Here is a 13,647-nt window from a genome sequence, read left to right as displayed (position 1 = left end):
CAACTAGAATGATGTTGCCCTCGTTCAAGTCAAGGGGTCTCACTCTACGGACGTCAGTGCCGGATTTTGCTGGACTTCCCTTCTAAAGAGAGCGTGCATGCAGGCAGCGAGCACCTCGCCTCCGTTATTGTCCTCCCCCGGCCTGCGGGCTGGGCTGTGGGCAGTGGAAGCGCCGGCATCGGGCCGGTGCGCCATGATGGAGGCAACCCATGCCCAAACCCAAAACACAAACTCCAAAGCTCAACGACACGCAGCTCGTGATCTTGAGCGCCGCGGCCCAACGCAGCGATCATGCGCTGTTGCCCCTTCCCCAAGGCCTGAGCCTGCAAGGCCCCGCACGCGCCAAAGCCATCACGACCCTGCTCAAACGAGGTCTGATCGAAGAGCGCCGTATTGCCGACGGCGCCCTTGAATGGCGACGCGACGAAGACAGCAGTGCCTACGGCCTTTTCCTCACGACAGCTGGGCTTGTGGCACTCGGAATTGATGAGACCGAGAAGGACCAACGCGCGACGGCGGTCGCCCCTGACAAAGGCAAAGCAGAGGCCGCATGCCCGCGTCGCAACGTGAAGAAGGCGCCATCGGCAGCGCCCAAGAAGCGCTCTGCGTCTCCACAAAGCAAACAGGCTCTCGTGATCACAATGCTACGCCGGAAGTCGGGCGCCACCATCGATGACATCGTCGCCGAGACTGGCTGGCAGCCGCATTCAGTGCGCGGTTTCTTCTCAGGAGTCGTCAAGAAGAAGCTCAAGCTGCCGCTCGTCTCCGAGGTCGGCAAGAAGGGCGTGCGGCGCTATCGGATGGCCACGGCGGAATCCCATAAGGCTTAGAACCATGTCGGGAAACACATACGCTCGGTCGCGCCGAAAACGGCGCGGGCCGGTAACGGCTCAGGTCGAGGCGGATCTCGCCACTCGGGTTCGCGCCCTGCCGAACTCCCCGAGGGCTGAACTCGAAGCTGAATGGCGTCGCCTGTGGAGTCCCACAGTGCCGCGCCATGCAAGCCGCGCCTTCCTCGTCCGCGCGGTAGCCTACGGGATCCAGGCGGAAGTCTATGGAGGACTCGATGCCGAGACGCTGCGGCTCCTCAAGAAGGCCGGCCAGGCGAAAGGCAAACCGTCACGACCGCAGCCGCGCCGCTTGAGCAAAGGCACGAAGCTCTTTCGTGAATGGCACGGCGAGACGCACGAAGTGCTCGTTCTCGAGAAGGGCTTTGCCTGGCGTGGCCGAACCTATCCAAGCCTCACCGCTGTCGCTCGTGCGATCACCGGCACCAACTGGAACGGCTGGGCCTTCTTTGGGCTCAAGCGCCGCAGCACGGAGACGCCTGCAGATGGGTGAGATCAACAAGCGGTCCAAGCGCATCCGTTGCGCCATCTACACCCGCAAGTCCTCCGATGAGGGGCTCGAGCAGGAGTTCAACTCACTCCATGCTCAACGGGAGGCTTGCGAGTCCTACATTGCCAGCCAGCGCCATGAAGGGTGGCATGCTCTTTCCGCCCACTATGACGATGGCGGGTATTCCGGCGGGACCATGGGCCGCCCCGCGCTCAAGCGCCTTCTTGCAGATATCGCTGCAGGTAAAGTGGATACCGTCGTCGTCTATAAGATCGACCGCCTGACACGATCTCTGTTCGACTTCGCGAAGATTGTAGAGGCCTTCGACGCCAAGGGCGTGTCATTCGTCTCGGTGACGCAGGCCTTCAACACCACGACATCCATGGGTCGGCTCACCCTCAACGTTTTGCTCTCCTTCGCCCAGTTCGAGCGCGAGGTCACGAGCGAACGTATCCGCGACAAGATTGCGGCCTCCAAGAAGAAGGGCATGTGGATGGGTGGCGCCGTGCCGCTCGGCTACGACGCCATCGATCGGAAGCTCAAGATCAATGCCGATGAGGCCAAGACAGTCAGGCATCTGTTTGCGCTCTACCTCGAGCTGGGTAGCGTCCGAAAGCTCCAAGAGAAGACCCACCGTCTCAACCTCAGGACCAAGGTCCGCACCCTAGCCGATGGACGCCGGCTAGGGGGCACTGACTTCAGCCGCGGGCATCTGTATCGCATCCTCTCGAGCCCGATCTATCTCGGCCGCATTCCGCATCGCCAAACCAGCTACGACGGAGAACACGACGCAATCGTCGATGCTGAGACCTGGGACAAAGTTCAGGCTCTCCTCGCTGCCAACGCCGGTCGAAAGCGCGGTCGGACCAGTTCGAAGCACCCGAGCCTGCTCGCAGGTCTCCTATTCACGGCAGAAGGCGTGCCGTTCACGCCCTCCCATGCGGTCAACCACGGGCGGCGGTACCGGTACTATGTCGAGCGGTCGCTCCTGGCACCTCGGGCCGCGGCCGCCAAGAAGGCTAGCGCCGCGAATGAGGAAAACGAGACCGGGCTCGTATCAAAAGGCTGGCGCCTTCCCGCGCATGAGATCGAGAAGCTTGTGCTCGACCAACTCTCCGCATTTCTGAAAGACCGCGTCGCGGTGCTTGATGCCTTGGCTTCAATGAAGAAGTCGCCGGACTTGGTTACTGCTGTGCTCGCGCGCGCATCGAAATTGACTTATGCGTGTGAGGCTGGCGCTCCTTCAGGAAACGCAGAAGTCATTGCCACTCTCGTGCGACGCATCGTGGTGGCGCAGGACACGGTGACGATTGAAATTGCACGGAACATGCTAACGGCGCGGTTGCTCGATCAGGAAATCGCCCACGCGTCACTAGAGAAATGCCGTGGCACGATCACGCTTGAGGTTCAGGTGAGGCTTCGGCGGCGGGGCGTCGAGGCCAAGTTGGTTGTCTCAGATCAAGGGCACGCCAATTCTGTGCCTGATGCCAACTTGGTCAGGGCACTCGCGCGGGCACATGAATGGTTTGGCCAGATCGTTCGAGGCGAGGCGGACGGGATCGGCGCTGTCGCATGCGCTGAACGCCTCGATCGGACCTATGTGACCCGCATCATCTGTTTGGCTTTTCTGGCGCCAGAAATGACCACGGCACTACTGGAGGGGCGGCAGCCGGCGGAGCTGACAGCAAAGCGGCTCATCAGATCAACCGCCAGCATTCCACTTTTTTGGATGGACCAATTGCCGTTGTTGTCCACCTAGGTTCTAAACCCAATGTTCGCGCCCCGTAATCCTACTGAGGCGGCCAAGAGAGTAATTGCTCGCTTGATCTTTGCACGACAGCTGGCCGCACCGGCAATGGTGTAGGAGCACGTCACGTCGCAACCCAGATTTGGCAAGGCTAGCTCTGGCCTAGTCATAATGCGACCTGCTACGGATCAGCAGTGCCGCGCCATCTCACGGGCACCTTCTCAATTCACCCCCCTGGCCTCTACGTGGCTTCCCGTGACTTCCTTCCAAACATAGAAGCCATTTGGAATGGCTTCCTGCACAAGGGAGACATGCGAGATGAGGCCCACCGCGCGGTTCTGACTGACGAGCTTGGCAAGCACTTGCAGGACCTGATCGAGCGTGCCTGAACCGTTCTCGGTGTCTAGACTGCCGAAGCCCTCATCAATGAAAATTGTATCCAGCCGGACCTTCCCGCTCGCACTTTCGACGACGTCGGCGAGCCCGAGCGCGAGAGCGAGAGCGGCGATAAACGTCTCTCCGCCCGACAACGTGCTGGTTGGGCGCGCCTTGCCCGTGAAGATATCGAAAACTTCGATCTCAAGGCCGCGCCGCCCGCGGCCAGCACTTTCCTCATTCCGCATCAACCTGTAGCGGTCTCCCGTCATGGGACCGAGCCGCAGATTAGCCGCCTCCAAAACCCGGTCGAACATCGCGCCGATGGCAAACGTTTCCAGGTCGAGCCGTTGCGGGTTCTCGCCGTTCGCAAGCGCGGCGAGGGCTCGAAGGGGACCCGAGGAGGCTTCCAACGCGTCGAGCTCGCGCAGGGTCTCCTCCAAATCGCCTTTGAGCTTTGAGAGGTGGGCCAATCGTTGCTGCGCCCCGGAACGCAAGTCCACGGCTTCGGTCAGCTTCTGATCGGCATCCAGCTTCGCCGCTTGCAGTACCGATAGATCAGGACGCTCTCGATCCTGAATTGCCTCCGAGGTCTTGTGCATCTCCTCATTCGCATTCTCAAGCTTCCGACGATGCTCATTCACCGTTGTGCGATCCTCTTCGACCGTCGCAATAGCGGGCTTGAGGGCCCGGAACTCGTCCTCTGTCACACCGGCTTGTGCAAGGCGCGCTGCGAATGCTTCTTCTGCCTTGCGGTGGCGCGCTTGAGATTCCGTGAGCTTGCCTGCAGCTGCCTGCAAATCCTTCGCGGTGGAAAGATCGGCATCGCGCGTTTCCCTCGCCATGGCCTCTGCAGCGTCTCGCGCAGCTTGCCGCTCTGCTAGGCCTCCGGCGACCTTCTGCCTGGTAGCGGCGAGAGCTGCCGGGTCCCGCAAATCTTGTGGAACCGCCGATAGCATCTGATCGAGGCGCGCTTGCTCCGCGGCAGCGCTCGCTTGGAGCTTGCCGAGTGTATCGCGGCATTCCTCGCGTACTTGCGTGGCCTCTCGAATCTGTTCGGCAAGTCGCTCACCGTCGGCTTCCATTGCAGCGATGTCGCGTGGGGGGCCGGCATCTTCTAGTAAAAGCTGTTCCGTCTCAATCTGCTCCGTGAGCACCGCGGCACTTTCACGGGGAGGATCAAACGCCGCGAGTATGCCTTGCCGCTCCGCAAGGATCACCCGTCCCGCTTCGAGACTTGCAAACGCTTCGTGAACTGCTGCGTCCGCCAACTCGAATGCAGCTTTCGTGTCCCGAAACGCTTGATCCAACCCGGCATGCTCGGCGGCTCCGGTAGCCGGTGCCGGATGTTCAATCGAGCCGCAAACAGGACAGGGCTCTCCAGGCTCGAGCTTGGCGGCCAAGTGCAGCGCCTGGGCCTCGGAGAGTGCCCGTTCCGCCTCCGCGTACTCGGACTTGGCCTCATGCGCGGCTCGGGCGGCATTTGCATGCGTCGATGTCAGCACTTGAAGCTCGTCATGAGCCACTTGCACGCTGACTTCCGCTTTTTCGAAGTTCGTAGCCGCGGAGAGCAATCGCTTCAGGCCCTCAAGCCGCGCCACAGAGTCCCGGAGATGGACCTCTGCTTGGCGCGCCGCTTTGATGGCATCGACATTCGTCTGATGCTGCTTATCGAGGCCCGCCAGTCTTCTTTCAGCGCTTTCGAGACTCTCACCAGCCTGGCGCTTGGCCTCGCGCGCTCGATCAACCGCCTCCACCAGTCCCGTGGACTTTTCGAGCACCTCCTTGTGACGGTCCAACGCCTCGAGATTCTGGCGCATTTCGTCCATTTCGCCCGCGCGCTGTGTTTCGACCTCAAGCGCGGTCACAGCCTCCTTGGCCTTCGCAGACGCCATCTCCGCGAGACGCTGGGATTCGTTCCGTGCATGCCGCGCATTCTTGGCGTCGGCATCCGCCTCGCTCACGTTGCTTTCCACATCGAGCAGGATCCTGGCGCGTTCGGCCTGGACAATTCGTTTGGCAAGCGCATCCATTGCCTCTTGGCCCGCTTCAAGAACAGCGAGCGTCTCGCGTGCCAGATCGAGGCTCTTGAATTGCTCCTCCAGCTTCTCGGCTGCTCCCAGCGCAGTCTGAGCCGCGAGGAGACCGGCCCTTGCGCCTTCTTCCACTTTTGCAGTCTCAGAGCAGTGCACGCCGGCGGCATCGATTCCATCGTTCAGCGCATCGAGGCTCTCGAAGCCCTCCGCACCAAGACGGCCGCTGCAGACTCTGCGCTGGTCCTGAACGTGGCGCTCGGCAGTGTCTGCATCCGACTTCAGCTTGGCCGACAGGGCTCGATAGGCAGAAACATCGAATAGGTCCCGCAGGATTGCGAGCCGTTCCTTCGTCTTCGCCGCGAGAAACGCCTCGAACTTCCCCTGCGGCAGAAGTACGATCTGGCGGAACTGCTCGGGCCCATAGCCCAGCATTTCGATGATCGCCTTATCAACATCGCGAACCCTCTTTTCAGCCAAGATCTTGCCGCGGCTCTCACCTCCGATCTCGTCAACCGCAATTCCTGTCGCGTCAAACAGGAATGCCTCGTGGGGATGCCGCGTCTCGCCAACTCCACGTTGCTTCGGGCGCATTTGCTCCGGGCGACGCGCAACGACATAGCGATGGCCGCCCATGTCGAACACAAGCTCGACCTCTGTCTGCATATCCGCGTCGGCGTGATCGGACCTTAACGACGGCGTCTCCTGCTCGGGCTTCGCCGGCTCTCCAAATAGCGCGAATGTCATTGCGCTGAAGACCGTGGATTTCCCCGAACCGGTTTGACCGTAGATACCAAACAGCCCAGCCTCGACCGCGTCGCGGAAGTCGATGACTTCCTTGCCCGGGTATGGGCCGAACGCCTGCAAGGTCAGCCTCACCGGTCTCATTCGACGTCCTCTCCTGTCCGCACGTCATGGAGCGCAGTCGCAATGACCTTCAATTCATCCTCATTGAAGCGCTCTCCCCTCACTAGTTCCAAGAAGTCTCCCATGACGTCTAATGGATTGGCCATTTTCGTCTGCCGTCCATCGAGCGACTTCACCTCAGGGGCGCGTTGGTCGCGCTCGTAAGTCAAATCGCACGCGTTTGGAAAGACCGCGCGCAGGCGCTTCATCCCGTCAATCACCGGCACGTCGTCCGTAAGGACGGCCTTGATAAAATCCGTAGAGGGTTCCGCGGCTACAAGCTCAGCATGCTTCCCTCTGAGGGTCCGGATACCCCGAAGCGGCTCGAATGGAATCGTCTTGACATCGACGGCGCCGGCCCCATCGATTTCGACTAGACTCATGGACTTGGCAGTGCCCGCCTCATCGAAGCCGAAGGCGAGAGGCGATCCGGAATAACAGATGTGCGGCACGCCCACCGATTGGGGACGATGCAGATGCCCCAGGGCGACATAGTGTGCGCCGTCGAAGATCTCCGGCCCGACCGTCTCAATTCCACCTACTCGGACGAGTGGCCTCTCGCTATCGCTGCTCTGCGCACCGGAGACAAAAGCGTGGCCGATGATTACCCAACGAGCCCCTTCCGGGACATTGCGGCGAGCAGCGGCAACCTGGGCGGCAAGAACGTCCTCAGGGGATTGCAGCGTTTCATCGGCGAAACACTCCCGGGCTGTGTACTCATATGCGAATGGAAGACCAGAAAAGGCGACGGGGCCGTACTTATCAGCCAGGACCAATGGCCTCTCGTCCGCACTCACATCCCCGCGGATAAGCGCTCTACGTGTGTCCGTCATGATAGACATCGACGCGATGCGATCGCCAGAATCGTGGTTGCCCGCAATCATGGCGACCGCAGCCCTGGTCTCCGAGGCTACTCGCGACAGGAATGCATTGAACTGACGGACCGCCGTCGCAGGCGGCGCGGCGCGATCAAAAATATCGCCAGCGATCACAAGGACGTCCACCTCACATTCCACTATCGTGCCAATGATCTGATCGAGAACCACAGCGTGATCCTCTTCCAGCGAGATGCCGTTGAACTGGCGGCCGAGATGCAGATCGGCAGTGTGAAGAACTCTCACGACTGGGGCCCTCTCGCCGCGCCGGAACCGGCCAAACCTGCCGCTAGTTCGGCGAGCCCGTCCGCAGCCCGCCTATGCCCCTCCACCCACATTCGCCGGAGGACGGGCTCTGGCACCATCTCGTCAAACTTCTCCGTTTGAAGATTTTCCACAAACTCTACAATATCCGAGATGTCCGGCGGCTTCGCCGCAAGCTGGCGCAATATCTCGCACACGATCTCCGGATGGGTATCCACCACTGTTACGCCAACGTCCAAGATCGAGCAGTCCAGCCCTGCGGCGAGAAAGGCAACCCCCAGAACACTGTTCATCTCGGTGCCGCGCCAAGTGAGCACGTGCGTGTCCCTGCCGCTTGCAATCAGGCTCTTTGAAGCGAGCTTCAGTTCGGCGTACGCACCACGCCCTTCCCCAAGCAGCGCCGTCGCATCCTTATCGAGATAGGGGGGAAGATCGTGCGAAGCCAATACGGTACGCATGGTGGCCGACAATCGGTCATGGACTGGCTCGATGAACAGGCTCTCAAAGCTCGGTATCCGGCCCGCGCGGTGACGCTGGACCTCAAGCACCTTGCTCCGATCGTCCACATCGACAATTCTCCAGCGCTGCCCCGCGAACGTTACGATCACACCAATGCCAACCGCATTGGAGATTGGGATCGTCCCCAGGGAACGGGCACCGAACACGAGCCGCCACTCCTGGTCGGTTGAAAAAATGGCGTAAAAGTCCCGCGATGCCACAAGCCGCTCGCCAGTCTCGCCAAGCATGATCGTGCCGTCCGGGGCCTGTTCCAACAGTCGGTGCTCAGGCGAAGCCATGCCGCGCAACAGCTCCGCGTAGTCCCGCTTTGTCATAACGGACATCGGCCCTATGCCACAGATCGCATCGTAGAGGGCCTCCGCGCGGGATCCTCCCAACTGCGTTATCAATGACAATGTCTGGTGGAGCACAACCGTAGCGACGGCCGCGTCGGCGCACGGTGCTTCTACAAATCTCTCGACGAGCAACCGGACCGCGGCAACTGAGCGCACGACATCCAACCTTAGGCGATCTATCGGGTCTGCATCCTTCGACAAGAGCTGTTCCCTCGCATAGATGCGCAAGATGGCCGGCACACCGCTTCTGCGGCCGCTCCTCCCGAGTCGCTGACGAAGTGACGACATGGAACGCGGCGCACCCACCTGGGCGATCGAGGTGACGGAACCGATATCGATGCCGAGTTCGAGCGTCGTTGTGGCCACGGCCGTGGTTGGAAGTTCTCCTTGCTTCAACCGAAGTTCCAGCTCCTCACGCAGCTCCTTCGACAGGCTGCCATGATGCGGAAAGAACTCATTGGGAACATGAGCTAAATCTGATCGAGTGCGCAGACGGTCAGCTACCGCCTCGACCCGGCGCCTTGAACCCGCAAAGGCAAGATTGTTTGAGCCGCGAAGCGTCGCAAAAAGATGATCCGCAATCCGATCAAGGGCGACAGGCTTTGCCTCATCTTCGATACCATCCACATCGTCAGCGTCCGCCGGGTCCGTGTATGCCCTGATCTGGAGACGTAGCTCCGGGGAATCGCCGGCTGCCTCCACTATAGACACTAGACTTGGGTCGTTCGGATTGAGCCAGGCCGCGGCCCGTTCGAGGTCACCAATTGTTGCCGACAGACCGAGCCGCCGCGCGCGATTGCTTGACAACGCATCGATGCGCCGAAGCAAGCTGGATAAATGTAGTCCCCGTGGGCCATTGAGGAATGCATGCAGCTCATCGACAACGATGTACGACAAAGACCCCAACATGGCCTTCGCGTCGTTCGGCCGCCGGATTAACATGGCCTCAATCGATTCAGGCGTGATCAGAATTAGCCCTCTGGGGTTCCTGCGGGCCCGTTGCTTTGCAGCCTGCGAGGCATCGCCGTGCCAACGCACCACCTCCACCCCAAGGCGCTCACAAAGTTGATCGAGACGCCGAAACTGATCGTTGATGAGAGCCTTGAGGGGGCTCACGTAAAGGACCGAGAAACCCCGCTCCATGCGATCGGCGACCTGCGTCAGGATCGGCAGGAAGGCGGCTTCCGTCTTTCCTGCCGCGGTCGATGCCGCAATGAGAATGTCCGCATTCTCGTCAAGCACCGCTGAAATGGTTCGGTTTTGGACATCGCGAAGCTCCGCCCACTGCTGCTCCCAGATCCAGCGGCGAATCTCTGCATGGAGCCTATCGAAGCTCGAGGCCGACTCAGAGTCGGATAGAGGAGAGGTCGTCATTGCTACCGCCGCCTTCGTCTCCCAATTCGAGGTCCATTGCGGCCTCGGCATCGAGCGCGACTTCCATGTCACCGATCAGGTTCTGCCACTTGGTTTCTGGATTTTGTTCGAGAACCGCCAAGAACTGGACGAAGGCCTTGATTGTGTTGCGCGGCGTCCGGAAATAGGCCTCCCCGACATGCCGATTGCAGTGCTGCATGAACATCGGCAGCGCGTCATCCGGCACGAGATAGTTTGAAGGGTCTCCCAGGGCAAAAATGGCGCGGATCTTGGCAAGAAGGATCAGCAAGTCCTCCGGCGTGAGGTTCTGCAGCCTCACGATGGGTCCGGAAAGGTCGACGAGTCCATCTCTTGCGAAGCTGTTCTCCGCGAGACGCGATTGCAGCGCCGCATAGCTATAGAGGCCCCGCCGGGTGTCCATAAGAAACTCGGGCGTGCCGCCGAAAGCGAATCCAATTCCCCCGACATTGCCCTGCAAGACGTCATTCAGGATCCGAAGGATTTGTTCGAAGTTCTGGTTGCGTGCTTGACTGCTTTGAAGCTTGTAAAGATTGACCATCTCGTCGAAGACGATGAAGAGGCCGGCATAGCCCGCCAACCTCACGAAGGCGGCAAGCAACTTCAATGCGTCGTAGACATCGTTGTCACCGATAATGTTGCGCACGCCGAGTGCTTGTCGCGCCTCCGTCTTGGTTGAGTATTCACCCCGAAGCCAACGAAGGGCGGCGTCCTTCAGGTTCTCGTCGCCCTCTTCGCTGCCGCACCAATATGCCTTGAGAACTGTCGCATAGTCATAGCCGCCAATGTACTCTTGTAGATGCGCGAGCCTATCGTCAACGACCCTCTCGACAGGTCTCGCATTGTTGCTCGCCTCGTTGACACAGTCCGTCACGAAACGCTCGACGACGCTTGGCAACGCACCGCCATTGGGTCTCGTGCGCGTGGCCATGTTTCTAACGGCTTCCGCATATAGGCCGCGTGCCTGCCCGGCGGAGGCGTGCAGACGCCGGTCAGGAGCGAGGTCAGCATGTAGCGTAATGCACTTCCGCTCCAGCGCGATCAGTCGAACAAGATTTAGGAAGAAGGTCTTCCCTGCACCGTATTCGCCGATCACGAACCTAATCGTTGCCCCGCCGGCGACAACGCGCTCGACGTCGCGCACCAAGGCCTCTACCTCGGCGGCGCGGCCGACCTGGACATGTTGAAGTCCAACCCGCGGAACTACACCGGCGGCAAGAGCCTGCAGGATTACGTCACGCTCGCGAGGCCGAATCCGTGATGTTCCAGTCATATAGTGGCCTCCATGCCCTTCAGTTCGATCTCGATGTGGTGCGCGATTGAAAGCTCTACGTCGTCGTCAATGATTGGTTCTCCGAAGAGATCGAAGCCCCAATCGTTGATCAGTTCGATGGCACCGTCCGGTAGCAGTCTCAGGTTCCGCGCCAGATCGTCGAAACGTTCCCGCGCCAAACCAGGAGCGGAGAGGAGGTGCTCCAAAAGGGCAGCGTGGGCAGCATCGAGCCCTGAGAAGCGTGAAGCGGCGGTCGGTGTGGACGTTTCGGCCGGTGGTGGCGGTGGCGCGAACTCTTCTTCTACGAAGATGCCCGTCAGCAGTTTGGAGACGGCCAAGGTTTCGGACCTAATGCGCTCAAGGCGAGCAAGATCGATCTGGACCCCAGTGGAAGCGGTTCGCAAATCCCGCGGATCGCCGGGAATCGGGACACCTGGGGTCCGATGTTCACCGGACACGGGAACGGGCTCGTCCAGCGCGATTGCTCCCCGGTGCAGGGCCGCGTAGAGGTTCTCCTTAGGGAACCCGAGAGTCTTGTAGACCCGTTCCAGGAATTTGACTTCCGCTGGGCTGGCATGGCCGTCCGCCAAGACCGCAGCGGTTGCCGAATCGACTGCAGCTTGTCTTGCAGCCGGCGATAGCGCCTTCAACTTCTGGATCGCGGCCTGCTGAGCAGGCATGTCCTTGAGGAACGTGCTTGCGTATGCCGTGAGCCGGACCTTTTCGATCTCACCAATGCTGCTTAGCGCTCGTACCTCGCCCACGATCGACTCGAACTCTTCAGGCGCAACCCGACCGTCGGCGGCAACAGCTAGACTGGAGATGTCGATCATGGTTCGAGCAGCGACAAAATCAGGGGCATCGCCATCGATGCTGGCTCCGTTCCTCGCTTTGAACAGCAGCATGCGGCCGTCGCCCTGCATGTTCCTGGAACCGTACCGGCGGTCTGGCTCGAATGCTATGTCGAGCCTGTCGAGCAGCGCGCCAATCTTGTTGCAAAGTCCAGCGGGAACGTTCCCAGTTGCTTCAATCTTCAAGGACAGCGCAGATGCCAGATCCGAGACCTTCAAACTCACCGCATCACGACCGGCGAAGAGTTGTTCCAGTCTTTGGGCAACAGCCGTGCCCAATGTCGACGAGAACAGCTCTGTTGGAAGCAGGAGGGCTGCTTCCATGGTTCCCCGCGCCTCAGGCGATCTTCCGAGCAGCCTGCTATAGGCGGCGAGTTCATCACTGCAGGCATTCAGGATGTCCCGCAGACTGTCGAGAGGTGCCGAGATTGCTGCGATGTCGGGAAGCGGCCCTGATTCGTCACATATCTCTGTCTGGTAACCGAAGCCGCCACTCGCCGCGCGATAATCCAGTTTCAGCCGTGACTTGGGCGGCCTGACCTTCAAACCATTCGGATACCGTTCGGCAAACCGATGCCGCCAGAGGGCTAGCAATTTGGTGAAGCAACGCCGTGCCGGCGTCCGCAGATTCGTGTCCGGAAGCGACAGCAACCACAAAAGCGCTTCGCCATGATCAAGGCTTTCACGGGCTGCGAGCTTGCGGCCGAGATACGCACGGACTTGCATGGGCATCTCGTAGCCGGAACGAAGATCTGGCGACAGTTGCGGCCGCTCTATGTCCGCAGAGGAGACGAGCCGGGCTGCATCGAGAAACCTCGTCGCGTAGCCTTTGAACGAATTGTTCGTGCCGTAGATCTCGAGGAGTCGACGGACTTCGCGAATTAGGTCCGGCGCTTCCGAATGCGCTCCATCCACAAGCAAGCGGCGTTCGATGCCATAGAAGAACAGAAAGACATATCCGATGCCGATGGATGGATCGTCACGCCCGGCCGCCAGCCAGCCAAGATAGGTTCTCCGCGCGACCGGCGTCATCCTCTGATAGGAAGGCCAGTAGGACATCGAACTTCCCAGTCGGTCCTCTCCCGACGAAGCGACCTTGCAGGCCGGGTCTACGACACAGTTTCCGCAGTTCCCTTCGAATTGGTCCGGGAGTAGTCCGCCGAGGTAGAACATTCCAGAAGTAATCGTGAAGCCTGCAACATTGGCAGTCTGTCCAACGGAGACCCAGCGGGCCGGAGCCGACGTCCTTCGCGAGACGCGCCCGGCCTGAGGCGACGCTCCCCACGATGTCTCTAATGACGAGGACGCATCGTGGCCGGCGAGGACTCTTTGGTGCGCGGCGCCAAGCCTTGCTTTCGGGCCTTTGGAACCACGATAGACAAGCCACAAGACCACACCGCCGATGACGAGCAACCAGAACAACTGATACCCCTCCCGAGCGGCTAATGTATACGTAAGATTGCAGTCAGGAAATATACGCGAGTGACGTGGTTACCGTGATCATGCTCGGCGGACGCGTCAGCAGATGAGAGGTTGAACAGCACGCAGAAGATGGAGCAAATGGCCTTGGTCGACGAGCAGATTGCGTAGTTTACGAACTGTCCCGCCAAGTGTGACCCCAAGAGTGGCCAGTTGAGAAAAAGCGCGAGAAACACCCCTGCTCGCGCAAAGGCTTGCGTCTCCCTACACCCTTTCCGCAGAACCGCCGCCGACTAGTGGCGCAATTCCGCGCTTCTTCG

At 60.3% G+C, this 13,647-nt stretch carries 8 protein-coding genes; 3 read left to right on the top strand and 5 right to left on the bottom strand.

The window, feature by feature from the left end; translation table 11 throughout:
* The first annotated feature begins 209 nt into the window (after nt 1-209).
* Genes GL4_RS05385 through GL4_RS05375 form a run of 3 tightly spaced genes read left to right on the top strand, consistent with a single transcriptional unit; the run spans nt 210 to nt 3,097 of the window.
* Complete coding sequence (locus tag GL4_RS05385) at nt 210-830, top strand: DUF3489 domain-containing protein (protein WP_045365350.1); 621 nt, start codon at nt 210-212, stop codon at nt 828-830.
* Between the two features lie 4 nt (nt 831-834).
* Nucleotides 835-1,341, top strand: coding sequence for a DUF2924 domain-containing protein (locus tag GL4_RS05380; RefSeq protein WP_082025491.1), 507 nt, complete (start codon nt 835-837; stop codon nt 1,339-1,341).
* Nucleotides 1,334-3,097 carry a recombinase family protein gene (locus tag GL4_RS05375; protein ID WP_045365347.1) on the top strand — a complete coding sequence of 588 codons (1,764 nt, stop codon included), beginning with the start codon at nt 1,334-1,336 and terminating at the stop codon, nt 3,095-3,097. Before GL4_RS05380 ends, GL4_RS05375 begins: the two co-directional genes overlap by 8 nt.
* Before the next feature lie 209 nt (nt 3,098-3,306).
* Here GL4_RS05375 and GL4_RS05370 read toward each other — a convergent pair whose 3' ends face one another.
* From GL4_RS05370 to GL4_RS05350, 5 genes are read right to left on the bottom strand one after another with little or no spacing between them, the layout of a single operon-like run.
* Nucleotides 3,307-6,381, bottom strand: coding sequence for an AAA family ATPase (locus GL4_RS05370; RefSeq protein WP_045365344.1), 3,075 nt, complete (start codon nt 6,379-6,381; stop codon nt 3,307-3,309).
* On the bottom strand, nt 6,378-7,520 hold the full coding sequence (locus GL4_RS05365; protein ID WP_045365341.1) for an exonuclease SbcCD subunit D: 1,143 nt from the start codon (nt 7,518-7,520) through the stop codon (nt 6,378-6,380). Before GL4_RS05365 ends, GL4_RS05370 begins: the two co-directional genes overlap by 4 nt.
* Nucleotides 7,517-9,766, bottom strand: coding sequence for a DEAD/DEAH box helicase (locus GL4_RS05360; RefSeq protein WP_045365338.1), 2,250 nt, complete (start codon nt 9,764-9,766; stop codon nt 7,517-7,519). Before GL4_RS05360 ends, GL4_RS05365 begins: the two co-directional genes overlap by 4 nt.
* Nucleotides 9,738-11,057 (bottom strand): ATP-binding protein, encoded by a 1,320-nt coding sequence (locus GL4_RS05355; RefSeq protein WP_045365335.1) that lies wholly within the window; start codon nt 11,055-11,057, stop codon nt 9,738-9,740. The genes GL4_RS05360 and GL4_RS05355 overlap by 29 nt, the downstream gene beginning before the upstream one ends.
* Nucleotides 11,054-13,081, bottom strand: a complete 2,028-nt coding sequence (locus tag GL4_RS05350) for a tellurite resistance TerB family protein (protein ID WP_052464150.1) — start codon at nt 13,079-13,081, stop codon at nt 11,054-11,056. The genes GL4_RS05355 and GL4_RS05350 overlap by 4 nt, the downstream gene beginning before the upstream one ends.
* Nucleotides 13,082-13,647: the final 566 nt, after the last annotated feature.

The organism is Methyloceanibacter caenitepidi (assembly GCF_000828475.1).
GTDB lineage: Bacteria > Pseudomonadota > Alphaproteobacteria > Rhizobiales > Methyloligellaceae > Methyloceanibacter > Methyloceanibacter caenitepidi.
Note: the sequence above shows the minus strand (reverse complement) of the source record. Positions and strands in the feature narration are given on the sequence as shown.

Excerpts from the sequence above, each read along its gene's own strand:
- GL4_RS05355 (WP_045365335.1), bottom strand. The coding sequence starts at position 11,057 with ATGACTGGAACATCACGGATTCGGCCTCGCGAGCGTGACGTAATCCTG.
- GL4_RS05375 (WP_045365347.1), top strand. The coding sequence starts at position 1,334 with ATGGGTGAGATCAACAAGCGGTCCAAGCGCATCCGTTGCGCCATCTAC.
- GL4_RS05350 (WP_052464150.1), bottom strand. The coding sequence starts at position 13,081 with ATGTTCTACCTCGGCGGACTACTCCCGGACCAATTCGAAGGGAACTGC.
- GL4_RS05380 (WP_082025491.1), top strand. The coding sequence starts at position 835 with ATGTCGGGAAACACATACGCTCGGTCGCGCCGAAAACGGCGCGGGCCG.
- GL4_RS05385 (WP_045365350.1), top strand. The coding sequence starts at position 210 with ATGCCCAAACCCAAAACACAAACTCCAAAGCTCAACGACACGCAGCTC.
- GL4_RS05360 (WP_045365338.1), bottom strand. The coding sequence starts at position 9,766 with ATGACGACCTCTCCTCTATCCGACTCTGAGTCGGCCTCGAGCTTCGAT.
- GL4_RS05370 (WP_045365344.1), bottom strand. The coding sequence starts at position 6,381 with ATGAGACCGGTGAGGCTGACCTTGCAGGCGTTCGGCCCATACCCGGGC.